Origin of the sequence: Pseudomonas sp. IT-347P (assembly GCF_949768005.1) — a bacterium.
Lineage (GTDB): Bacteria > Pseudomonadota > Gammaproteobacteria > Pseudomonadales > Pseudomonadaceae > Aquipseudomonas.
Genome location: NZ_CATKPQ010000057.1, coordinates 76233 through 98940, shown reverse-complemented (window position 1 = coordinate 98940; position 22708 = coordinate 76233). Strand labels below are relative to the sequence as shown.

General features: G+C 60.4%; 23 protein-coding genes and 6 tRNA genes. 6 read left to right on the top strand and 23 right to left on the bottom strand.

Going from position 1 to position 22708, the window contains the following annotated elements:
- Nucleotides 1-52: 52 nt before the first annotated feature.
- From ACM6IV_RS22925 to ACM6IV_RS22870, 12 genes are all read right to left on the bottom strand, one after another.
- Nucleotides 53-649, bottom strand: a complete 597-nt coding sequence (locus tag ACM6IV_RS22925) for a nucleotidyltransferase family protein (protein WP_414871767.1) — start codon at nucleotides 647-649, stop codon at nucleotides 53-55.
- Entirely contained in the window at nucleotides 646-1626 is a 981-nt protein-coding gene (locus ACM6IV_RS22920; protein ID WP_414871766.1) for an XdhC family protein, read from the bottom strand. The genes ACM6IV_RS22925 and ACM6IV_RS22920 overlap by 4 nt, the downstream gene beginning before the upstream one ends.
- Nucleotides 1626-3947: a molybdopterin cofactor-binding domain-containing protein gene (locus ACM6IV_RS22915; RefSeq protein WP_414871765.1), complete on the bottom strand. Its 2322-nt coding sequence runs from the start codon at nucleotides 3945-3947 to the stop codon at nucleotides 1626-1628. The genes ACM6IV_RS22920 and ACM6IV_RS22915 overlap by 1 nt, the downstream gene beginning before the upstream one ends.
- On the bottom strand, nucleotides 3944-4414 hold the full coding sequence (locus ACM6IV_RS22910; RefSeq protein WP_414871764.1) for a (2Fe-2S)-binding protein: 471 nt from the start codon (nucleotides 4412-4414) through the stop codon (nucleotides 3944-3946). Before ACM6IV_RS22910 ends, ACM6IV_RS22915 begins: the two co-directional genes overlap by 4 nt.
- Nucleotides 4415-4659: 245 nt before the next feature.
- A complete protein-coding gene (gene murB / locus ACM6IV_RS22905) occupies nucleotides 4660-5679 on the bottom strand; it encodes a UDP-N-acetylmuramate dehydrogenase (RefSeq protein WP_414871763.1) in 1020 nt (339 codons plus the stop codon).
- Nucleotides 5676-6140 (bottom strand): low molecular weight protein-tyrosine-phosphatase, encoded by a 465-nt coding sequence (locus tag ACM6IV_RS22900; protein WP_414871762.1) that lies wholly within the window; start codon nucleotides 6138-6140, stop codon nucleotides 5676-5678. Before ACM6IV_RS22900 ends, murB begins: the two co-directional genes overlap by 4 nt.
- Nucleotides 6140-6904, bottom strand: a complete 765-nt coding sequence (gene kdsB / locus ACM6IV_RS22895) for a 3-deoxy-manno-octulosonate cytidylyltransferase (RefSeq protein WP_414871761.1) — start codon at nucleotides 6902-6904, stop codon at nucleotides 6140-6142. The genes ACM6IV_RS22900 and kdsB overlap by 1 nt, the downstream gene beginning before the upstream one ends.
- A complete protein-coding gene (locus ACM6IV_RS22890; RefSeq protein ID WP_003179363.1) occupies nucleotides 6901-7086 on the bottom strand; it encodes a Trm112 family protein in 186 nt (61 codons plus the stop codon). The genes kdsB and ACM6IV_RS22890 overlap by 4 nt, the downstream gene beginning before the upstream one ends.
- Before the next feature lie 21 nt (nucleotides 7087-7107).
- Nucleotides 7108-8118: a tetraacyldisaccharide 4'-kinase gene (lpxK, locus tag ACM6IV_RS22885; RefSeq protein ID WP_414871760.1), complete on the bottom strand. Its 1011-nt coding sequence runs from the start codon at nucleotides 8116-8118 to the stop codon at nucleotides 7108-7110.
- Nucleotides 8118-8546: an ExbD/TolR family protein gene (locus ACM6IV_RS22880; protein WP_007908223.1), complete on the bottom strand. Its 429-nt coding sequence runs from the start codon at nucleotides 8544-8546 to the stop codon at nucleotides 8118-8120. The genes lpxK and ACM6IV_RS22880 overlap by 1 nt, the downstream gene beginning before the upstream one ends.
- Nucleotides 8543-9178, bottom strand: coding sequence for a MotA/TolQ/ExbB proton channel family protein (locus ACM6IV_RS22875; RefSeq protein ID WP_007908216.1), 636 nt, complete (start codon nucleotides 9176-9178; stop codon nucleotides 8543-8545). Before ACM6IV_RS22875 ends, ACM6IV_RS22880 begins: the two co-directional genes overlap by 4 nt.
- A gap of 101 nt (nucleotides 9179-9279) precedes the next feature.
- Nucleotides 9280-11514, bottom strand: coding sequence for a DNA internalization-related competence protein ComEC/Rec2 (locus ACM6IV_RS22870; protein WP_414871759.1), 2235 nt, complete (start codon nucleotides 11512-11514; stop codon nucleotides 9280-9282).
- A 136-nt stretch (nucleotides 11515-11650) separates the two neighbouring features.
- On the opposite strand from ACM6IV_RS22870, the gene ACM6IV_RS22865 reads away from it, so the two are divergent.
- Nucleotides 11651-12169, top strand: a complete 519-nt coding sequence (locus ACM6IV_RS22865; protein ID WP_414871758.1) for a DUF2062 domain-containing protein — start codon at nucleotides 11651-11653, stop codon at nucleotides 12167-12169.
- 141 nt (nucleotides 12170-12310) lie between these two features.
- Here ACM6IV_RS22865 and ACM6IV_RS22860 read toward each other — a convergent pair whose 3' ends face one another.
- The 4 genes from ACM6IV_RS22860 to ACM6IV_RS22845 form a co-directional block, all read right to left on the bottom strand.
- A complete protein-coding gene (locus ACM6IV_RS22860) occupies nucleotides 12311-13090 on the bottom strand; it encodes an ABC transporter permease (RefSeq protein WP_007908200.1) in 780 nt (259 codons plus the stop codon).
- Nucleotides 13087-14019 (bottom strand): ABC transporter ATP-binding protein, encoded by a 933-nt coding sequence (locus ACM6IV_RS22855; RefSeq protein ID WP_122597239.1) that lies wholly within the window; start codon nucleotides 14017-14019, stop codon nucleotides 13087-13089. The genes ACM6IV_RS22860 and ACM6IV_RS22855 overlap by 4 nt, the downstream gene beginning before the upstream one ends.
- A 132-nt stretch (nucleotides 14020-14151) precedes the next feature.
- Complete coding sequence (locus tag ACM6IV_RS22850; protein ID WP_414871757.1) at nucleotides 14152-14775, bottom strand: glutathione S-transferase family protein; 624 nt, start codon at nucleotides 14773-14775, stop codon at nucleotides 14152-14154.
- Between the two features lie 43 nt (nucleotides 14776-14818).
- Nucleotides 14819-15478 carry a transglutaminase-like domain-containing protein gene (locus tag ACM6IV_RS22845; RefSeq protein WP_414871756.1) on the bottom strand — a complete coding sequence of 220 codons (660 nt, stop codon included), beginning with the start codon at nucleotides 15476-15478 and terminating at the stop codon, nucleotides 14819-14821.
- A gap of 248 nt (nucleotides 15479-15726) precedes the next feature.
- On the opposite strand from ACM6IV_RS22845, the gene ACM6IV_RS22840 reads away from it, so the two are divergent.
- Both ACM6IV_RS22840 and ACM6IV_RS22835 read left to right on the top strand, forming a co-directional pair.
- The gene (locus tag ACM6IV_RS22840) at nucleotides 15727-18174 is read left to right on the top strand and encodes an acyl-CoA dehydrogenase (RefSeq protein WP_414871755.1); all 2448 of its coding nucleotides are present in this window, start codon (nucleotides 15727-15729) and stop codon (nucleotides 18172-18174) included.
- A gap of 74 nt (nucleotides 18175-18248) precedes the next feature.
- Entirely contained in the window at nucleotides 18249-18656 is a 408-nt protein-coding gene (locus ACM6IV_RS22835; protein ID WP_007967565.1) for a PA2817 family protein, read from the top strand.
- Nucleotides 18657-18717: 61 nt separating this feature from the next.
- On the opposite strand, the gene ACM6IV_RS22830 is transcribed toward ACM6IV_RS22835, so the two are convergent.
- A complete protein-coding gene (locus tag ACM6IV_RS22830) occupies nucleotides 18718-19716 on the bottom strand; it encodes a LysR family transcriptional regulator (RefSeq protein WP_134178203.1) in 999 nt (332 codons plus the stop codon).
- 90 nt (nucleotides 19717-19806) lie between these two features.
- Between ACM6IV_RS22830 and ACM6IV_RS22825 the strand changes: the two genes are divergently transcribed.
- From ACM6IV_RS22825 to ACM6IV_RS22815, 3 genes are all read left to right on the top strand, one after another.
- Complete coding sequence (locus tag ACM6IV_RS22825; protein ID WP_414871754.1) at nucleotides 19807-20433, top strand: alanyl-tRNA editing protein; 627 nt, start codon at nucleotides 19807-19809, stop codon at nucleotides 20431-20433.
- Between the two features lie 87 nt (nucleotides 20434-20520).
- A complete protein-coding gene (locus ACM6IV_RS22820) occupies nucleotides 20521-21291 on the top strand; it encodes a 2OG-Fe(II) oxygenase (protein ID WP_414871753.1) in 771 nt (256 codons plus the stop codon).
- Between the two features lies 1 nt (nucleotide 21292).
- Nucleotides 21293-21931 (top strand): LysE family translocator, encoded by a 639-nt coding sequence (locus ACM6IV_RS22815; protein ID WP_414871752.1) that lies wholly within the window; start codon nucleotides 21293-21295, stop codon nucleotides 21929-21931.
- A 127-nt stretch (nucleotides 21932-22058) separates the two neighbouring features.
- Here ACM6IV_RS22815 and ACM6IV_RS22810 read toward each other — a convergent pair.
- From ACM6IV_RS22810 to ACM6IV_RS22785, 6 genes are all read right to left on the bottom strand, one after another.
- Nucleotides 22059-22134 (bottom strand) — tRNA-Gly (locus ACM6IV_RS22810).
- Nucleotides 22135-22136: 2 nt separating this feature from the next.
- Nucleotides 22137-22212: transfer RNA gene (locus ACM6IV_RS22805), tRNA-Glu, on the bottom strand.
- Between the two features lie 57 nt (nucleotides 22213-22269).
- Nucleotides 22270-22345, bottom strand: a tRNA-Gly gene (locus ACM6IV_RS22800).
- Nucleotides 22346-22348: 3 nt separating this feature from the next.
- Nucleotides 22349-22424: transfer RNA gene (locus tag ACM6IV_RS22795), tRNA-Glu, on the bottom strand.
- 104 nt (nucleotides 22425-22528) lie between these two features.
- Nucleotides 22529-22604, bottom strand: a tRNA-Gly gene (locus ACM6IV_RS22790).
- Nucleotides 22605-22606: 2 nt separating this feature from the next.
- Nucleotides 22607-22682, bottom strand: a tRNA-Glu gene (locus ACM6IV_RS22785).
- Between the last annotated feature and the right edge of the window lie 26 nt (nucleotides 22683-22708).

Here is a 22708-nt window from a genome sequence, read left to right as displayed (position 1 = left end):
TCTCCCTCCGGGAGAGGGCTAGGGTGAGGGGCTTTCAGGAATTACGCAGACCTCAAGACGAGGCAAAAACCAAAGCCTCAGGCACATCGATATCCCACAGCACACCTGGATCATCGACAGCAATCTCCACCACCCTGCCCTGCGTGAACAACGGCCTGGCCCCACGATCACCGTTCAACGCCTGCAACGCTGAACCAAAAGAGCGCCCAAACCCCACCGGATGGCCAAACTCGCCACCCTGCACCGGCACGCTCACTGCATCATCAGCAATCGCCGCGACCACGCGCTCAATACTCGACGGCAAGATAAACGGCATATCGCCGAGCACAATCAACCAGCCATCGGCATCCGGGCAAGTGGCAACGCCGGCGGCAATACTGTCACCCATCCCCGTCGATTCGATCGAGACCACGTCAAAGCCATATGCCTGCGCCATACGCATAGCCTGCGGGCGCGTCTCGGTCGTCACCAGCACGCGCTTGTCGAGACTGGCCGGCAGATTCACCAGCACTTGCTCGATCACCGAACGCACTGCGCCATCCCGCCCGGTGCAGTCCGCCAGCAACTTGTCTTTATCATCACCCGCTACCTGACGAAAGCGCCTGCCCTCGCCCGCCGCCAGCACTACTACTGCAATGGAACGACTCATGCGCCCTCCAGGGTTTTCTTCTGCTTCAACTCGACGCCGTTTTTGATCGCGACGATTTCCGCCAGCAAAGACAAAGCAATTTCCGCCGGCGAATGACTGCCGATGTGCAAACCGATCGGACCGTGCAGTCGAGCGATCGCCTGTACCGACAAGCCTAGCTGAGCCAGATTTTCCCGTCGCTTCTGACTATTGACCCGCGAGCCGAGTGCGCCGACGTAGAACGCCGGCGAATCCAGCGCCGTGAGCAGCGCCATGTCATCCAGACGCGGATCATGAGTCAGCGCGACAATCGCCGTGCGCTCATCGGTCTGGATGCTCAGCACCGCGTCATCCGGCATCCCCGGGACGAAGCGACCGTGGTGCTCCTCCCAACCGTAGACAAACTCGGTGCGCGGATCGCAGATCAACACTTCGAAATCCAGCAGCCGCGCCATATCTGCAACGTAGCGTGACAACTGCCCGGCGCCGATCAATAGCAGGCGCCAGCGCGGGCCGTAGATTGCGCGCAGGGTTTTGCCATCGAACTCCAGCGCATCACTCTTGCTCGCCGGCGACAACAGCACTTCACCGGTTTCGATGTTCAACTCGCGAGCGAGGATCTCGTGAGCCTCGCAACGGGCCAACAGTTCGGCGACCCATGCAGGATCGCCGACACGCTCTTCGATCAGGCGCAACGTGCCGCCACAAGGCAAACCGAAGCGCGCCGCCTCCTCGCGCGTGACCCCATAGGTGATCAACTGCACCGGCGGCCCATCCGTGGCGATACGGCCGTCGTGCAGGCGGGCGATCAAGTCATCCTCGACGCAGCCACCCGACACCGAACCGATCACCACGCCATCCTCACGCAAGGCGAGCATGGCCCCGGGCGCCCGGGGCGCTGTGCCCCAGGTCTGCACCACGCTGAACAGCACCACCCGCTGCCCGGCGCGGCGCCATTCGAGGACGCTGCGCAAGACATTCAGGTCGACGCTGTCCATTACGCTTCTGCCTTTTGCCAGCCCTGCAACTGATAACGCACCGGCAAATTGCGGATGCGTTTGCCGGTGGCGGCGAAGATCGCATTGCACAAGGCCGGGGCAATCGGCGGCACGCCCGGTTCGCCGACACCGCCCAAGGGCACGTCGCCCGGCGGCGTCACCAGATGCACGGCCACTTCCTTCGGCGCCAGCGACATGCGCGCCACTTCATACATGTGGAAGTTGTCCTGCTGCACCTTGCCGTCCTTGAAGCTGATTTCGCCCAGCACCGCATTACCAAGGCCCATCACGCAAGCACCCTCGAACTGCGAACGAATGCGCTCGGGATTGATCTGCGGCCCGCAATCGACGGCGATGTCAGCCTTGTGCACGATCAACGTGCCGTCATCCTTGACCTCAACTTCGATCACCGCCGCCACATAAGTGACGAAGCTGTAATGCACTGCGAGACCAAGACCACGCCCCTTGGGCAACTTACGCCCCCAGCCGGCCCCCTTCGCTGCGGTTTCCAGCACGGTGCGCATACGCCCGGTATCGATCGGATAATGCTCGGGAGATTCACCGTAGTTCCACTCTTCGCTTAAGGTACGCGGGTCGATCTGCCGATCCGGGCCGAGCAGTTTGATCTGGTACTTGAGCGGATCCTCGCCGGCCTTGTGCGCCAACTCATCGACGAAACTCTGGATGGCGAAGCCATGGGGAATGTTCGATACCGAGCGATACCAGCCAACTCGCGTGTGCACGCTCGCTTCGGGGTTTTCCAGACGCACATTGGGAATCGCGTAAGCCATGTTGGTGAAACCCATGCCCAGCTCGAAGGCTGCTTCATGGTTCATGCCCGGCGCGAACAACGCGGTGATGCTCGGCGCGACGGTGCGATGCAGCCAGCCGGCCGGCATACCGTCCTTGCCCACGCCCGCCTTCAGATACTCGGCGGACACGGTGTGGAAATACGAGTTGTGGATGTCATCTTCACGCGTCCACTGCACTCTAACGGCTTTGCCGGGAAACTCTTTGGCGAGAATCGCTGCTTCAACGACGAAGTCCGGTTTCGACTTGCGACCGAAACCACCGCCAAGCAAGGTGACATTAAAGGTGACATTGTCGAACGGCAGCCCAAGACGCTCGGCAATCCGCTCGCGGGTGACTTGCGGCGCCTGACTCGGTGCCCAGGCTTCGCAGACGCCATCCTGGTAACGGGCAATGGCAACCATCGGCTCCATTGGCGCCTGCGCTAGATGCGGCAAATAGTAAGAAGCTTCGAGCGTGCTGGCAGCGCCGCTCAGGGCCTTGTCGATATCACCGGTGTTGCGCACCACTTTGCCGGGTTTCAGCGACGCGGCTTCCAGTTCCTTGCGATAGGCGATCGAGTCGTAACTGGCGTTGGGGCCATCGTCCCACTCGATTTTCAACGCTTCGCGCCCCTTGATCGCGGCCCAGGTGTTGCTGGCCACCACAGCCACGCCTCCCAACGGCTGAAACTCCGAAGGCAACGGGCGGCTTTCGATCTGCAGCACTTTGAGCACGCCGGGGACTTTCAGCGCGGCGCTGTCATCCAGCGATTTGACCTTGCCGCCGTACACCGCCGGGCGGGCGATGGTCGCGTACAACATGCCATCGAAATGCACGTCGGCGCCGTACACTGCACGACCGTTGACGATGTCTGCGCCGTCGATGGCTTTCGTGCCTTCCTTGCCGATGTAGCGAAACTCCGACGGCTGCTTGAGCCGCAGGCTGTCACGCGCCGGTACCGCCAATGCACTGGCTGCCGCAGCGAGCTCGCCATAGCCCAGTTCACGGCCGGACGGTTTGTGAATGATTTTATGCAACTGCGCGTGGCATTCGCCAACCGGCACTTTCCACTGCGCGGCCGCCGCTTGCTCAAGCATCGTGCGCGCCGCAGCGCCACATCGCCGCATCGGTTCATACCAGTGGCGCATGCTGCGCGAGCCGTCGGTGTCCTGGTTACCGAAACGCACCTCATCGCCCGGCGCCTGCTGCACTTTGACCTGCGCCCAATCGGCTTCCAGCTCATCAGCGACGACCATGGTCAGACTGGTGCGCACGCCCTGGCCCATCTCGGAGCGGTTGCAGACCACCGTAACGGTGCCGTCAGCAGCGATGCTGACGTAGACCTTTGGATCATCAATCCAGCCGTTGGGCATGCCATCGGCGCCGAATTGCTTTGGCTTGTCTTCAGCCAACGCATCCTGCCAGCCCCAGCTCGCCGCCAGCACCAGCGCCCCTGTGGCGCCGACGCCTTTGAGGAAACCGCGACGGCTGAGATTGCTCAGGGCGAAATCATTCGGCAGGCGGCTCATGCCTTGGCCTCCTTCAAGTGCGTGGACGCCTGACGGATCGCGGTCTTGATCCGGTTGTAGGTGCCGCAGCGGCAAATGTTGCCGACCATGGCTTCTTCGATCTGCTCGTCGCTCGGGTTTGGGTTGGTCTTGAGCAACGCGGTGGCCGACATGATCTGCCCGCCCTGGCAAAAACCGCACTGGGCTACAGCCGTGTCGAGCCAGGCTTGCTGGACGATCTGCCCAACCGGGTCGGCGTGCAGATTGTCGATGGTGGTGACATTCTGGCCGACCACCGAGCCGATCGGCGTGATGCAACTGCGTGCCGGCAAGCCGTCGATATGAATGGTGCAGGCGCCGCACAGGCCCATGCCGCAGCCAAACTTGGTGCCGTTGTAACCGGCGATATCACGAATCGCCCACAACAGCGGCATGTCTTCCGTGGCATCGAGGGGATGGTCTTGACCGTTGAGTTTCAGGGTAATCATGGGCACGCCCGCATATTTTTGGTGGTTATCGGGTCGAGCAATCTGCCGCCGTTGCATCGGCGGTGGTTCACGCAGATCGACTCAGGCTAATCAGGCTCTCTTGTGCCGACGAAAACGTCTGCACCGGGCCTTTGGTGGAGCAAATGACGGTTATCGTTAGCTCGCTAAGTTAACCCAGCGTTAACAAAAAGCCCTGCACTTTTTTATCAGTGCAGGGCTTTGGATAGCGCTTTCAAAGCGTAGCTTCAATAGCGGTTAGGCTCCATCTCCAGCTCGACATTGAAACGTTCGGCGATGTCTTTCTGGATGCGTTGCGCCAGTTCGAGCAGTTGCAGCCCGGTGGCCGCGCCGTAGTTGACCAGTACCAGCGCCTGCAACTTATGCACGCCGGCATCGGCCTCGCGGAAACCTTTCCACCCGGCCCGCTCGATCAGCCAGCCAGCGGCCAGCTTCATCTGCCCGTCCGGTTGCGCGTACGCCACTACGTCCGGGTGCTGCGCTTTGATCTGCGCAACGATGGCCGCCGACACCAGCGGATTCTTGAAGAAGCTGCCGGCGTTGCCGAGTACGGCCGGGTCCGGCAGTTTTTCACTGCGGATGCTGCATATTGCGCGACTGACGTCAGTCGGCGTCGGCTGCTCGATACCCTGCTCGCTCAGGCGCTGACGCACCGGGCCGTATTCAAGATGCAGATGGGCGACGCGATCAAGATTGAAGCGCACGCGCAGAATCAGCCAGCGGCCCGGTTGCTGCTTGAACACGCTGTCGCGGTAGCCGAAGTTGCAGTCTTCGAGGCTGAAATCGCGCAGCTCGCCGGTCTGACGATCCAGCGCGGTCAGTCCGGCAAACACATCCTTGATCTCGACGCCATAGGCACCAATGTTCTGCATCGGCGCCGCGCCGACGGTGCCGGGAATCAGGCTGAGGTTTTCCAGTCCGGAAAAGCCCTGCGCCAGCGTGTATTGCACAAAGGGGTGCCACGGTTCGCCGGCCTCGGCCTCGATCACCACACGGCTGCCATCATCGCTGATCACCCGGATCCCGCGCGTTGCCATGCGCAGCACCAGCGCGGCAATGTCGGCGGTCAGCAGCAAGTTGCTGCCACCGCCAATCACCAGCAACGGCACATCGTGCGCCGTGGCATAGGCCAGCGCTTCACGGACATCGGCATCGCTATGGGCTTCGGCGAACAGTTGCGCGCGCACATCCACGCCAAAACTGTTGAACGGCTTCAGGGAAACCTGCGGTTGCACCTGCAAACTCATAACCGCCCCTTCACTTCGATCAACAATTGGTCACACGCGGCTTCGATCAGATCCAGCACCTGCTCGAAACCCTGATCGCCGTCGTAATACGGGTCCGGCACTTCATCGAGCACACCGGCATAACGGCGCAGGAACAGATCCAGCTCGGCTTTGCCGGTGGATGGCTGCAGCGCCTTGAGGTTACGCAGATTGCTGTTGTCCATCGCCAGGATCAGATCGTAACTGGCGAAATCGGCTCGGCTGACCTGCTGCGCGCGTTGCGCCGACAAGTCATAGCCGCGCACTTTGGCGGCGGCCTGGCTGCGTTTGTCCGGCGGGTTGCCAACATGCCAGTCACCGGTGCCGGCGGAGGCCACCTCGACCCGATCCGCCAGCCCGGCTTCACGAAGTTTGTGGCGCAATACGCCTTCAGCCGTGGGCGAACGGCAGATGTTGCCCAGGCACACAAACAGAACGCGCATCAGGCCCCCAGCAGGCGACGAACGCGCTCGAGGTCTTCAGCGGTGTCGACGCCGGTTGGCGGCGCAATCAGCGCGTCGGCGACATGGATCCGCACACCGTGCCACAGGGCACGCAGTTGCTCGAGGGATTCGGTGTTTTCCAGCCAGCACGGGCCCCAGCTCACGAAGTCGTGAAGGAACCCGGCGCGATAGGCATAAATGCCGATGTGGCGACGGTATGGCACGCCTTCCGGCAGTTGCTCGCGGCTCTTGGCAAAGGCATCGCGCGCCCACGGCAGGGTCGCCCGACTGAAGGTCAGCGCCAGACCGTTGAGATCGCTGACGACCTTGACCACGTTCGGATTGAACAGGGTGTCCACGTCCTCGATCGGTTCGGCCAGCGTGGCCATGCGCGCTTCGGTGTGGGCAGCCAGATTGGCAGCGACCTGATCGATCACGCTCGGCGGGATCAATGGTTCATCACCTTGCACGTTGACCACGATCGCGTCGGGCTCAAGCCCCAGTTTCGCCGCGACTTCGGCCAGACGATCGGTGCCGGAATTGTGGTCTTCACGGGTCAGCACCACTTCGGCACCAAAAGCCTTGCAGGCCTCGACGATGCGCGCATCGTCAGTCGCGACCACCACACGGGTGGCGCTGCTTTTGCTCGCCTGTTCCCAGACGTGCTGGATCATCGGCTTGCCGGCGATGTCCAGCAACGGTTTGCCGGGCAGACGCGTCGAGGCATAACGCGACGGGATGACAACGGTGAAGGCGGTGGTCATTTATCCAGACGCTCGTCGGTGGTCAGGGTGCGGGCTTCGCTTTCGAGCATCACCGGGATGCCGTCGCGAATCGGATAGGCCAGACCGGCGCCCTTGCTGATCAGTTCGGTCTTGTCGGCGCTGAGCTTGAGCGGGCCTTTGCAGACCGGGCACGCGAGGATGTCGAGCAATTTGGTGTCCATGAACATTCCCTGGATAAAGAGTTAAGGCAAAAGACGATCCGGCAACAGGCGCATCAACTGCGTGTCGAACCAGGCCACGAAGGCCGGCGACGGCACGGCATCGACCGCCAGATACCACCAGTCGACAGCCGCGAAGGCACGGCACTTCACCGCGTCCTTTTCGGTCATCACCAACGGCAATGACGGTGTGAAATTCAAGGCCTGCACGCTGTATTCGGCGTGGTCGGCAAACGCATGGGGGACTGCTCGCCAGTCTAGCGCTTCGAGGGTGTTGAAGAAACGTTGCGGATTGCCGATCCCGGCGACCGCGTGCACGGCCTGGCCGGCGGGAAAATGATCGAGCGACTTGCGCTCGCCGCTGCGCAGATTGACCAGCGCGGTCGGTTGCAGACGGAAAGCGAAACCGCCGTCGCGGTCCTCGGTGGCACCATTGAACAGCACGCCGTCGACGCTTTGCAGGCGCTCGATCGGTTCACGCAACGGCCCCGCCGGCAAGCAGCGTTTGTTACCGAGACCGCGCGCGGCGTCGATCAGCACCAGCTCCAGGTCCCGCGCCAGACGATAATGCTGCATACCATCGTCAGACAGAATCAGGTCCAGCGGTTCGCTGGCGAGCAAGGCTTTGACCGCAGCGCTGCGATCGGGGTCGATCATCAACGGCACGCCGGTACGCTGGACGATCAGCAACGGTTCGTCGCCGGCGATGTCAGCGGTTTGCTCGGCCTCAACCCGCCACGGCAGTCGCGGCGGCTTGGCACCGTAACCACGGCTGACCACGCCGACGCGCACACCGCGGCGGCGGCAATGTTCGATCAACCAGAGAATCATCGGCGTTTTGCCGGTACCACCGACGGTGATGTTGCCGACCACAATCAACGGCACCGATGGCTGATAGATTTCACCCTGACCGGCGAGAAAGCGCCGGCGTTTACCGACCACCACGCGGCGATAGAGCATTTCCAGCGGCCGTAGCAGCATCAGGGCCGGGTGCCCCTGATACCACGCGGCGAGCAAGCGATCGGACAGGCTCATCAGGATTTGGGCGCCGCCTCGACCGTGGTCATGCGCAGATGGCTGAAACCGAGCTTGCCGGCCGCATCCATGGCAGTGATCACGGATTGATGCTGAGTCTTGCCATCGGCACTGATCGACAACGGCATGTTGGTGTCGCCGTTGGACTCTTTCTGCATGGCTTCCATCAGGGTCGCCAGATCGTTCTTCGGCAGAATCTTGTTGTTCACCGAAAACACGCCTTCGGCGCTGATGGCCACGTCGATCTGCTTGAGCTGTTGATCTTCGGCCGGAGAGCCGCTGACCGCTTCCGGCAGATCAACACGCAACTGGGTTTCGCGAGTGAACGTGGTGGTCACGACGAAAAACAGCAGCAGAATGAACACCACGTCGATCAGCGACGCGAGGTTGATGTCGATGGTTTCCCGAGGTTTGCGACGGAATTTCACGCGCGGCCCTCGGCCAGGTCGACGTCACGATCGCCCTGCACCACTTCAACCAGTTTGATTGCTTCCTGCTCCATGCCCACCACCAGTTCATCGATGCGGCGTTGCAGGAACCGGTGGAAGAACACCGCCGGGATACCGACCATCAGGCCTGCAGCCGTGGTGATCAGTGCCTTGGAAATACCACCGGCCAATACCGAAGCATTGGTGGTCATGCCGGACCCGGTGAATGCACTGAAGATATCGATCATGCCCAACACGGTGCCAAGCAGACCGAGCAGCGGCGACATGGCGGCGATGGTGCCCAGCGCATTGACGTAGCGCTCGAGTTCGTGAATCACCCGTGCGGCGGCCTCTTCGATGCACTCTTTCATGATCTCGCGACCATGTTTGGAGTTGGCCAGACCCGCTGCGAGGATTTCCCCCAGCGGCGAATTGGCGCGCAATTCCTTGAGTTTTTCTTTATTGAGCTGCTTGTCCTTGATCCAGACCCAGACCTGGCCCAGCAGATGCTCGGGGGTGACGCGACTGGCGCGCAGGGTCCACAGGCGTTCGGCGACGATCGCCATGGCCGCGATGGAGCTCAGAATGATCGGCAACATCATCCAGCCGCCGGATTTGACCAATTCCCACACAGTGACAGTCCCCTCGAAAAAGTCCGCCACTTTACCATACCGATTCACGATTAAGACCCGCCGCCCCGACGACCGTGACTGCCCATTGCTCCACGTCCCGATCAGCGGGCCAATGCGGGCGGATCACGCCAGAAACGCCGCTGATGACGCATCGTGCGTGGCGCCGTGAAGGTGCCTAGCTGCAGGTGAATGGCGCCCTGCTCGGCGCTGTCGTAAATGTGCAGGCCGAGTTTGCGATACCGCGCCAGCACAGTCGGATGGGGATGACCAAAAGCGTTGCCATGGCCCCGGGAGATCAGCACGGACTCAGGCTTCAAGACTTTGAGCAGCGCCATTGACGATGAACTGCGGCTGCCATGATGGGGCGATTGCAGCCATTGCGTCGGCACGGCCAGTGGACTGTCGAGCAAGACGCGTTCGGCATCGGTGTCGATATCGCCGGTCAGCAGCAAGCGCTCGCCATTGGCCTCGATCTGCAATACGCAGGAACGCTGATTGCTGTCGTGAGCGTCCACCCACTGCCAGAGTTGAAAACTGACACCGTCCCACTGCCATCGCCGGCCACTGGCGCAGGCTTCGGCGTTCAATGGTGCGGGCAGTCCCGCCGGGTCGCCGCTGATCACTTGATCGACGGTCAAACCACGGCTGATCGCCAGAGCGCCACCCGCGTGATCGGCGTCGGCATGACTGAGCAACATCAGATCAAGTTTTTTCACACTGAGTTTGCGCAAGGCGGGCAACACCACCCGCTCGCCGAGATCGAACTCGCCAAAGCGCGGCCCCGCATCGTAGAGCAACGCGTGATGGCGGGTACGGATCAGGATGGCCAGGCCTTGGCCGACATCGAGCTGCCAGATATCGGCCAGGCCTTCATCCAGCCGCTCCCGTGGCGGCATGATCAGCAACAACAGCAACGGCCAGCCCAGTGGACGCAGCGGTACGCCGCGCGGCAACAGCAACAACACAGTGCCGAGGCAGCCAATCGCCAGGATCCAAGCGGGTATCGAGGGGGCGATCCACGCCGGCCAGTGCCCGGCAATGATGGCCAGCGCACGAAACAGCCCATCGATCAGTCCGCCGGCCAGCCACAGCAGGCCGGTGCCGACATAGGGAACAGGCAGCAACAACGTCCCGAGCAGTGCCGGCGGCAGCACCGCAAGACTGACCCAGGGCACCGCGAGCAAATTGGCCAGCGGCCCGCTGAGACTGATCGGCAGGTTCAGCGCCAGCAACACCGGGCACAAACCGATCGCGATCAACCATTGCGCCCGCGTCCAGGTCTGCCACCAGCGCCACGCGCCCAAGCGGCCGCTAAAGGTAAAAATCAGCACCGCCACCGCCGCAAACGAGAGCCACAGACCCGGACGCAAACTGGCGAGCGGATCCAGTAACAGCACGCCATTGAACGCCAGCAGCAGCGGCCACCAGACGCCGAGATGGCGAAAGCGCAAACGCCATAACAGCACCAGTCCGACCATCACGCAGGCCCGCTGCACCGGCACATCGAACCCGGCGAGCAGGCCATAACCAAACGCCGCCATGAATGCCAGACCACACGCCCATGGCAGCCATGGCCAACGCAGCGGCCAAAAGCCAAAACGGGCCATGCCGGCAACCAGCATGTACATCACCGCCGCCAGCAAACCGATGTGCTGACCGGAAATCACCAGCAAGTGCACGGTGCCGGTGTCCTGCAAAATCTGCCAGTCCTCCCGACTGAGCCCTGAACCGTCGCCCAACACCAGCGCGGCCAATGCACCGTTTCGTCCCTGCGCATCCACGCTCAGCAGATGCTGGCGAATACTGTCACGCCAGGCCCAGCGTGCTTCGCTCAGGCGCTGGCCGTCCTTGATTGTGCCGGTCGCGCCGATGCGTTGTGCCAGCAGCCAGGCCTCATAGTCGAAGGCCTCGGGATTGCGCAGACCACCGGGACGCTTGAGCTTGACCGCCAGGCGCCAGCGCTCGCCACTGTTGACCGGCGGCCCGGCGTACCAGGCGAGCCGCATCAGCGATGGCAGTTTTTCATGACGTGATCGCGTATCGGCTAATTCGAAGCGCACCACGCCGTCGCTGTTCTGTGGCAAACCGACGACCCGCCCTTCAAGCCAACGGGTTTCGCCATCCAGATCAGACGGCAAACGATCGTTCAGTGCCCATTGCGCGCCGACGCTGGCCCACGTGAAGCCAAACAGCAAAAACGCTAACGGGTAGCTGCGAAACGGCAGCAGCATCAAACCCATCACCGGCAGCAACAGCATCAACCAGACCGGCGGTAATGCCGGCATAAAAATCGGGGCGAGCAGACCGACTGCGAGCGCCATCATCCCTGTGCGCATAAGCCCGTCCTTGAGAGTCCCGCACTTAGGCATAGCGGGTATCGGGCACCAGCGTCGTCAACAATTGTCACAAAGTCTGAATGGGTGCTTCGTAGAATCCAGACATACTTGCCGCCTTAACCGACCGAGAAGCCTTATGCCCCGGCGCTTATTCAAACGTTACATGCCCGATCCGACGAGCATCAGGGAACACAAATCCTTACGCTTTCTCGGCAAGTTGCTGCATGACCCGAACCTCTGGCACCTCAATCGTCACTCGGTCGCCCGGGCGATGGCGGTCGGTCTGTTCGCCGCGTTCCTGCCGATTCCGGCGCAGATGCTGGTGGCCGCCGCCCTCGCCGTCATGGTGCGGGGGAACATGCCGATTGCTGTCAGTCTGGTGTGGCTGACCAATCCGATCACCATGCCGGCGGTGTTCTTCTGCACCTATCAGGCCGGGGCGTTTTTGCTGGACGTGCCCGCCCGACATCTGCCGGACGAGTTGACCTGGGAGTGGATCAGTGGCGAGTTGTCGACGTTGTGGCAGCCCTTTCTGCTGGGTTCGGTGGTGGTGGGACTGGTGCTCGGCGCACTCGCCTACTGCATTGTGATGATGTACTGGCGCTGGTGGGTGGCACGGCAATGGGCGCGACGCAAGAAAAGTCGCATGCGCTGAATGCAAAACGGCCTCCGCAATGGGAGGCCGTTTCATTTGTGGCGTCTGTATTGCCCCATCGCGAGCAGGCTCACTCCTACATTGGAATGCGTTCCTCTGTAGGAGTGAGCCTGCTCGCGATGGCCACGACTCGGTCTGGAGTCAGGTACGCATCCCGCGCCCGCTCACCAGCAACCGTGCACAACCGAGATACAACACCACCGTCGCCACCAGCATGAAAGTGATCGCGATGCCGATGCGGATATCCGAAACCCCCAGAATGCCGTAGCGGAAGGCGTTGACCATGTGCAGCACCGGGTTGGCCAGCGACACGGTCTGCCAGAACGGTGGCAACAACGTGATCGAGTAGAACACCCCACCCAGGTACGTCAGCGGCGTCAGCACAAAGGTCGGGATGATCGAGATGTCATCGAAGTTGCGCGCAAACACCGCGTTGATGAAGCCCAACAGCGAGAAGATCGTCGCCGTCAGCACCACCACCAAAATGGTCACGCCGAGGTGATGCACCTGCAAATGGGTGAAGAACAGCGACAGAATCGTCACGATCACGCCAACCATCAGCCCCCGCAATACGCCGCCAATGGTGAAGCCGATCAGAATCGTGTGCGGCGACACCGGCGACACCATCAGCTCTTCGATGGAGCGCTGGAACTTGCTGCCGAAGAAACTCGAGACCACGTTGCCGTAGGAGTTGGTGATCACCGACATCATGATCAGCCCCGGCACGATGTACTCCATGTAAGTGAAGCCACCCATGTCGCCGATCTGCCGACCGATCAGATTGCCGAAGATCACAAAGTACAGAACCATGGTGATCGCCGGCGGCAGCAGAGTCTGCGGCCAGATCCGCGTAAAACGTTTGACCTCACGGTAGACAATGGTCTGCAGGGCGACGAGGTTGGGACGGAATTCGGAACTCATACCGCCACCTTCGACAGATTTTTCTCCACCAGGGACACGAACAGTTCCTCGAGGCGATTGGTTTTGTTACGCAGGCTCAACACTTCGATGTTCTGCTGCGCCAACTGGGTGAACAACGCCGTGATGCCCATGGATTTGTCGACCTGGACTTCCAGGGTATGGCTGTCGATCAACCGGGACGGGTAGCCGAGCAATTGCGGCGCGGCGTTCAAGTCGTTTTTCAGGTCCAGCAAAAAGGTTTCCACGTGCAACTGGCCGAGCAACTGCTTCATGCTGGTGTTCTCGACGATGGTGCCGTGGTCGATGATGCCGATGTTGCGGCACAACTGCTCAGCCTCTTCCAGATAGTGCGTGGTGAGGATGATGGTGATGCCTTTCTGGTTCAGTTCAGTGAGGAACGTCCACATCGAACGACGCAGCTCGATATCGACGCCCGCGGTCGGCTCATCAAGGATCAGCAAGCGCGGTTCGTGCACCAGCGCCCGGGCGATCATCAAACGCCGCTTCATGCCGCCGGACAACGAACGCGACGGCACATCGCGCTTGTCCCAGAGGCCGAGTTGGGTCAGGTACTGTTCGGCGCGTTCCTTGGCGATTTTCGCCGGAATGCCGTAATAACCGGCCTGGGTGACGACGATGTCGAAGGTCTTTTCGAACTGGTTGAAGTTGAATTCCTGGGGCACCACGCCGATTGAGCGCTTGAGTGCGGCCGGGTTCTTGTCCAGGTCATGGCCGAAGATATTCACCGTGCCGCTGGTCTTGTTCACCAGGGTGGAGAGAATGCCGATGGTCGTGGATTTGCCGGCACCATTAGGGCCGAGCAAGGCGAAAAAGTCACCTTCGGCAACGTCCAGATCGATACCACTCAAGGCCTGGAACCCGTTGCCGTAGGTTTTGGTTAGCTGCCGGATGGACAGAGCGGAACTCATATCTGATTTACGCACCAAGAAGGGAAGAAAGGGATAGATAAGGGCGGGCGGCGAGGGAAACAACCGCGACACAGGGCGCAATGTTGCGTGCCGCCGCCGCACAAGTACAGTCAAGTGTGTCGATAGTAAGTATTAAGTCAACGCGGTCATGACCGCTTTGCGGTAAGCCGGACGCTCTTTCAGGCGCTCGTACCAGGCCTGCAGATGAAGTTGCGGCGCACGTTCGATGGGCATCTCGAACCAGGCATAAATGAAACTGCCAAGCGGAATATCCCCCATGCCGATATCCTGTCCGGACAAATACGGCTGACTGGCCAGGGCATGGTCGGCCATGCTCAGCAGCTCACTGCATTCCTTGATCGCGGCGTTGATCGCGGCCCAGTCCTGCTTGTCCGCCGGAGTGCGCAGCACGCCCCAGAACACAGTGCGGAAGGGGCCGGCAAAACTCGACGTGGTCCAGTCCATCCATTTGTCAGCGATGGCGCGCGCTTGCGGATCCGCCGGATACCAGTGGCTATCGGGCGCATGTCTGGCCAGCAGATAGCGGACGATGGCATTGGATTCCCACAACACGAAACCGTCGTCTTCGATTACCGGCACGCGGCCGTTCGGATTCATCGCCCGGTACTCGGGTGTGTCGACGACACCGAATGCGCCGCCGGCATCAATCGCCTCGTAGGCCAGGCCGAGCTCCTCGGCGGCCCACAATGGCTTCCTGACATTCGATGAGTTTTTCCGTCCCCAGATCTTCAGCATGACCGCCTCTTTTCAAATGAGTGGGCAGGCAGCATACGCCGGTTCAGGTACGGCTCAAATCACTCTGCATATCACCCAGCAAGGGTGGCTGCTGATCGGTGAACAGATGCGGATAGCACTTTTGCAGGTGTTCGAAGAAGAACACTTCCGGCACATCGGCAAATTGACCGTGATCGACCAGATACTCCATCAACTGCGCACCGTCGCGGTTGAACGGGTGGAAAACGCTGTCGTTGATGCCGTCGAATTCCAGCGGTGCGAGGTTGAACAACTCGCAAAGCTTCTGATTGAACGCCGGCGTGGCCTTGACCCAGCGATCATTCAGAAAAAACTCGGTGTAGCCGTGCATGGCGAACATGTCGCTTTTCAATAATTCGAGCAGGCGCGGGGTCGACAGATGATTTTTCACGTCGGCCAGGCCGATCCGCGCCGCAATCCCGCAATGCCGCGCACAACCGGCGAGCAATGTGGCTTTGGGCACGCAATAGCTCTCCCCCGTCGCCAATGCATAGCTGCCACACAGGGTCTGCGGGTCACGGCTGAACGTGTAGGGGTTGTAACGCACCGTCTCACGCACGGCGTAATAAAGACTGATCGCCTGCTCGAGCGGATCGCGGCTGGCCCCTCGATGTTGTTCGGCGAACTCCACCACTGCCGGGTGGTCACTATCGATGAAGCGGCCGGGGCTCAGATACTCGTGCATGACGACAATCTCCTGGGTGAGCCCCGAGTCTAGCGACCCCGTCAGCACAGAGATAACGACGTTTCGGCCAAACTTGGACGCAAAGACGCGGGATCGGCGAACGATTTCCCACACGTGTTGCCCACCGAACCTACGAAAACCATCCGGGGTTTCCCACGATTTTAATCACCTTGGTCTGACCACCCGGTTTTACAGATGCCGTCTAAGCTCTGGAGGGTCGTTTTGCCTTGGTTCACGGAGGACTGAATATGCTGTTGTTGTGGATACTGGTTTTGATCGTTGGCGTGGCGTATCTCGCCCACCGGCGTATTTCACCTCTGCCTGCGTTGGGCATCGTTGCGGTCTACCTGCTGGCGATGGGCATTTTCAGTCATGCGCCGGGCTGGTTATTGGCGGTGTTGTGGATCTTGCTGGCGGTGGTCGCCGCACCGTTGCTGCTGCCTGACCTGCGCCGCAAACATTTCACTGCGCCGCTGTTCAACTGGTTCCAGAAAACCCTGCCACCCATGTCGCAGACCGAACGCGACGCGATCGACGCCGGTACCGTGTGGTGGGACGGCGAGCTGTTCAGCGGCCGTCCGGACTGGGACAAACTGCTGGCCTATCCCAAGGCCCAGTTGAGCGAAGAAGAACAGGCGTTCATCGACGGCCCGACCGAGGAGCTGTGCGCGATGGTCACTGACTGGCAGATCGGCCAGTCGATGGACCTGCCGCCCGAAGCCTGGGCGCACATCAAGGAACACGGTTTCTTTGCCCTGATCATCCCGAAAGAATTTGGCGGTAAAGGTTTCTCCGCTTATGCCCACTCGCAAGTGGCGATGAAGCTGGCCACCCGTAGCGGTGACCTCGCCTCCACCGTGATGGTGCCCAACTCCCTCGGCCCGGCCGAACTGCTGCTGCATTACGGCACCGACGAACAACGCAATCATTACCTGCCACGCCTGGCCCGGGGCGATGACATCCCGTGCTTCGCCCTCACCGGTCCGCTTGCCGGTTCCGATGCCGGGGCGATGCCTGATACCGGGATCATCTGCAAAGGCCAATGGGAAGGTCAGGAAGTCATTGGCCTGCGTCTGAACTGGGAAAAACGCTACATCACCCTCGGCCCGGTCGCGACGCTCCTCGGCCTTGCGTTCAAGGCCTACGACCCGGAGCACCTGCTGAGCGACAAGGAAGACCTTGGCATCAGCCTCGCGCTGATTCCGACCGACACCGCAGGCGTGGAAATCGGTCGTCGACACCTGCCACTGGGCGCGGCATTCATGAACGGCCCGAACTCGGGCAAGGATGTGTTCATCCCGCTGGACTTCCTCATCGGCGGTCAGGAGATGCTCGGCAAGGGCTGGATGATGCTGATGAACTGCCTGTCGGTCGGCCGTTCGATCTCGCTGCCGGCAGTCGGCACCGGCGCGGCCAAGTTCACCAGCCTGGTGACCGGCCAGTACGCGCAGATTCGCGAGCAATTCAATGTACCGCTATCGGCCTTCGAAGGTATTCAGGAGGCCATGGCACGCATCGGCGGCAACGCGTGGATGATGGACGCGGCACGGATGCTTACCGCCAACGCGGTGGATCTGGGCGAGAAACCGTCGGTGCTGTCGGCAATTCTCAAGTATCACCTGACCGAGCGCGGCCGCGAGTGCATCAGCCATGCCATGGACGTGCATGGCGGCAAGGCGATCATCATGGGTCCGAACAACTACCTGGGGCGCAGCTGGAACGGTGCGCCGATTTTCATCACTGTGGAAGGTGCGAACATCCTGTCGCGCAACCTGATGATCTTTGGTCAGGGCGCGATTCGTTGCCATCCATTCGTGCTCAAGGAAATGGCGCTGGCCGGTCGCGAAGACAAGGATCAGGCGCTGAAAGAGTTCGACGGCCTGCTGCTCAAGCACATCGGTTTCGCCGTGAGCAATGCGGCCAGCACGCTGGTGTTGAACCTCGGTTTCGGCCACTTCGAACATGCGCCGGGCGACAAGATCAGCCAGGGTTACTTCCGCGCACTCAATCGCCAGGCCGCGGCGTTCGCGATGCTCGCCGACTTCAGCATGATGCTGCTCGGTGGCGAACTGAAGCGCCGCGAGCGTCTGTCGGCACGTCTGGGTGATGTGTTGAGCAATCTGTATCTGGCGTCCGCCGCGCTCAAGCGTTATCACGATCTGGATTCGCCGGCCTACATGGAGCCGCTGTTCAGATGGGCGATGGAAGAAAGCCTCGGCCAATCGGAGCGGGCGCTGGATGAATTGCTGCGCAACTTCCCGAACAAGGTCTTCGGCTGTCTGTTGCGTGCCATCGTGTTCCCGTTCGGTCGTCGTCACAAAGGGCCGTCGGACAAACTCGGCGCCGAAGTGGCAGGCGTGATTGGTCGCGCCAAGGGTGATCCGGCGCTGGAAGAGCTGCTTGCCGGCTGCTATCGCCCACAATCGGCAGACGACGCGGTCGGTGCTCTGCAACATGCCAGCGATCTGCTGAATGCTGCGCAGCCGCTGCACAAAAAATTGCACACGTCGCTGAAAAGCGGTCAGGTCAAACCGGGCGCGGGCGAACACGCCATCGATGCGGCGCTGGAGGCCGGGGTGTTGCAACCGGGAGAAGCGCAGAGTCTGCGCGATGCCGAAGCGGCGCGACGCAAAGTGATCGATGTCGATGATTTCGACAAAGAGGAACTGAAACAGGCAGAGGGCAAAGTCCGCTGATCCTGACAACCATGTCCAAGAGGGCGCGGGCGCTTTATACTCCCGCGCCCGTTTTGCTCTTGAGGACTTATCTCGTGTCCAACGTCGTTGCCGATCATCTTGTTTTGCTCGACCACCTGCGCAGTATCCTGGTCGCCGTAGGTGAGGCCGAACAGGTTCCCGAAGAAAGCCATGCCCTGTTCCTGGAGCGCTTCGATGAACTGCTGGCATCGCTGCCGATCGACCCGATCGAAAGCCAGTACCTGGGCCAGGACATCCTGACTCAAGTGATTACCCGTTACCCGCAAATCGCCCACCTGATTCCGCGCGATCTGCTGTGGTTCTTCGCCGGTGACTGCCTGCACTACCTGTCCGATGAAGAAATCGACCTGTATCAGGCACTGGAAGAACGCCGCTACGAAGCTGAACAGAACGATGAGCCGTTCGACTGGAATCAGGAAAAACAACTGCTGGCGATGTCTGCTCAGGACAGCAAGCACTGATTTTTTGACGCTCATGAAATGCCCGCAGAGTGATTCATGCGGGCATTTTTTTGCGCTGGCGTTAGAGCAGTCCTTCGCTCTCGGGTAATTCATACGCCATCGCGGCGTTACTCTCCCCCACCGATTTTCCCGGCTTGCTCAAGGTCGGTTCTTTCTGCAGACACTCCACCAGATAGTCGATAAACACCCGCAATTTAGGTGGCAGATAGCGCGTTGGCGAGTGCAGTAACCACAGTCCGCCATGATAGGAAGCGAGGAACGTCCAGTCCGGCAACACCTGCACCACCAACTTTTGCTCAAGCGCGTAACGGGCGGTGAAATACGGCAGGCTGCCGATGCCGATGTGCTGCAACACCGCGCCCAATCGCACGCCGGTGTGATTGGCGGCATAACGCCCGCGGACACCCACCGTCACCGCTTTACTACCCTTTTTGAATTTCCAGCGCGCATCGCTCGGGGTTTCGCCCAGATAAATACAGCTGTGATTGAGCAGATCATGCGGGTGAGTCGGCGTGCCGTGTTCGGCCAGGTATTGCGGCGTGGCACAGAGCAAATGGTCGATGGTCAGTAACTGCCGCCCGACCAGCCCGGCCGGGGGTCGATCGGTGATGCGAATCGCCAGATCGACATGGTCGTCGATCAAGTCGACCTGACGATCCTCCAGCAACAACTCGACATCGACCTTGGGGTAACGCCGTAGAAATTCGGGCATGTGCGGATGAATCACAAAGCGCCCCACCGCTTTCGGTACGCTGACCCGCACCAGCCCTTCCGCTTCATGGGTGAACTGGCCGCTGATTTCCATCACCGACTTGGCCGCACTGACCATCTCCTGACAACGCTTGAATACCTCTTCACCGCCGTCACTCAAGCGCAATTTGCGCGTGGTGCGCTGCAGCAGTCGCGTGGCCAAGGCTTTTTCCAGCCGTGAAATACTGCGGCTGACCGCTGATGGCGATGAACCCAACTGTCGGGCCGCCTCAGAGAAGCTGCCGGTCTCCACGACCTTGACGAAAATTGCCATTTCACCGAGCAGGGGTAGCGGCAGATTGATGCTCACAGCGCACAAGTCCTTTGATGTTTGAACGGATTATCACGTTATTGCACGATTCATATAATAAAAACAGAAACTTTAATAAGGGCATGGAATATGACGCTTCGCCTCTTTTTCCATAGTGATGACCTCAAGGCCAATGTGGAAGTCCTCGACTGCACGCCCCAAGAGAACGAATTCGCCGTGGTCCTGCGCGCCACGCTGTTTCACCCGCAAGGCGGTGGTCAGCCGTGTGATACCGGCTGGATCGGTGAAAGCCAGGTACTGCGGGTGGTGCAGGAACCGGAGCGGATCATTCATTTTGTCGACCGGCCGGTGGCGCTCGGCATGACCTGTATTCGCGTTGACGAACAGCGCCGCCGCTTCAATACGCGCATGCATTCGGCCGGGCACCTGATCGGGCATTTCGTTCAGGCCATGGGCTGGATGCCGATCAAGGCACACCATTGGCCGGATGAAGGTCGAGTGCAATTCAAACCCGGCGATGCCGCGCAGGAAGTCGATGCCGAGACTGTTCAACACGGCATCGAGCAGTGGATCGAACACGACCTGCCCCGCCTGACCTCGCTACGCGAAGGTGCGCGGGAAATCGGATTTGGTGACCTGCCCGCCTATGGCTGCGGCGGCACCCATGTACGCAGCCTGAAGGAACTGGGCACAGTCACGATCGCGTCCCTTTCACAGAAAAAGGGCACGCTGTCCGTCCACTACAACGTGGATTGAGCATTTCGGGCGCTGCCTCACGCAGCGTTCGACGCCGGGGAACCGCATTCGCAGGTTCCGTTGACTATCGATAGATGGACCTAAAAAATGATGCTAGACGTCGAGCGTCTCGATGAGACGTGCATAAAAAAACTGGCCAACGAAGAAGTCCTCGCCATCCGCGTCAAAGGTTTTTTGCCGGAGCCGCTGGCCATTCAGATTGGCGACAAGATTCTCGCTCCAGGCTTTGAGGGTTACATCAACGCACCGAGTATCGGCCGCATCGGCATGGCATTTTACGAGGCGGAAAACCAGCCGCTGCTGATCGAGGACTATTTCGAACGCGCCACCAGCAACATCGCTGAGCTGCGCAATCGCTGCGCGCCCTACTCCTCGCCGATCGACACATTGCGCTGCATGCTCGACGAATCCTGGCCGGCCGGGGCGCACCTTGAAAATCTCTACGGCCGGAAAATGTATGTCGGCCTTTCGCGCGTGGTGAAACCGGGGGTGTGCTTCCTCGCCCATCACGACATTTTCGCCAAGGACGCTCCGGACAGTTTTCAGGCCCGCAGTCTGGAGGCGCAGTTCGCCTGCAACGTCTATCTGAACATGCCGACCGAGGGCGGCGCGTTGCAGATGTGGGATGACGACATCAGCCCGGATCAATTCGACGCGATGCGTGGCGACAGTTACGGCATCGAACCGGCGCTGCTCGGCCCACCCGCGCTGGAAGTCCGGCCGCAGCCCGGCGATTTCATCATGTTCAATTCGCGACGCATGCACTCGGTGACCCCGGGCGTGGCAGATCCGCGCTTGAGCCTTTCTTTTTTTGTCGGCTACCGCGGCAATGCTTCACCCCTGACCTACTGGAGCTGAGATGTATTCGAATTATCTGGGCGAGTTTCTGGCACTGGCAACCATTCACTTTCTGGCCGTGGTTGCTCCCGGCCCGGACTTCGCGGTGACTATTCGTCAAAGCGTACGTTTCGGCCGACTGGTGGGAATCTGCACGGCGCTGGGTATCGGCGCGGGGATTTCCGTGCACGTGCTGTACACGCTGCTTGGCGTGGGCGCTTTGATGCACACCACTCCGTGGTTGTTGACCGTCGCCAAAGTGATTGGCGGTGCTTACATCCTCTATCTGGGCGTCAGTCTGCTGCGCAGCAAACCCAAGTCGGCCATCGAAGGAGAGAAAACCAGCGATGAACCGGTCGTTGAGCAAACGCTGTTCAAAGCCTTCAGCACCGGTTTTCTGACCAATGCGACCAACCCCAAGGCGACGCTGTTTTTCCTGGCCATTTTCACCACGATCATCAGCGCCGAAACACCTCTGCAAATCCAGGCGTTCTACGGTTTGTGGATGTGTTTTGTAAACGCGTTGTGGTTCGTGATCGTTGCGCTGTTTTTCTCAAGCAGCAAAGTGCGACTGCTGTTCATGCGCATGGGCCATTGGTTTGAACGCACCATGGGCGTGGTACTGATTCTGTTTGCCGGCCGACTAATGCTGTCCTGGTAAGCAGACACAAAACGCAAAAAGGCCCGCCGAATCGCCTCGGCGGGCCTTTTTCTTTAGGGTTGATGGCACAGCCACAAATCGCACGCATACAAAAACGCCGCTCTGTTGAGCGGCGTTTTTGTGAAATTGGAGCGGGAAACGAGACTCGAACTCGCGACCCCGACCTTGGCAAGGTCGTGCTCTACCAACTGAGCTATTCCCGCAATGGCGTCCCCTAGGGGACTCGAACCCCTGTTACCGCCGTGAAAGGGCGGTGTCCTAGGCCACTAGACGAAGGGGACACAGGCTACAACTTTCACTAATAAAAACGCCGCTCACTGAGCGGCGTTTTTAGAATTTGGAGCGGGAAACGAGACTCGAACTCGCGACCCCGACCTTGGCAAGGTCGTGCTCTACCAACTGAGCTATTCCCGCAAATGGCGTCCCCTAGGGGACTCGAACCCCTGTTACCGCCGTGAAAGGGCGGTGTCCTAGGCCACTAGACGAAGGGGACACGCTACCCGGAACACATGGTGTGTGTTTCGGTGTCCAGATCCGCATCCGAAGACTTGGTTCTGGTTTCACTCAGCACCGCCCGAAAGCACTGCTGTTTAAAATTGGAGCGGGAAACGAGACTCGAACTCGCGACCCCGACCTTGGCAAGGTCGTGCTCTACCAACTGAGCTATTCCCGCATTGGCGTCCCCTAGGGGACTCGAACCCCTGTTACCGCCGTGAAAGGGCGGTGTCCTAGGCCACTAGACGAAGGGGACACACTACAACATTCACTCCCTGCCGC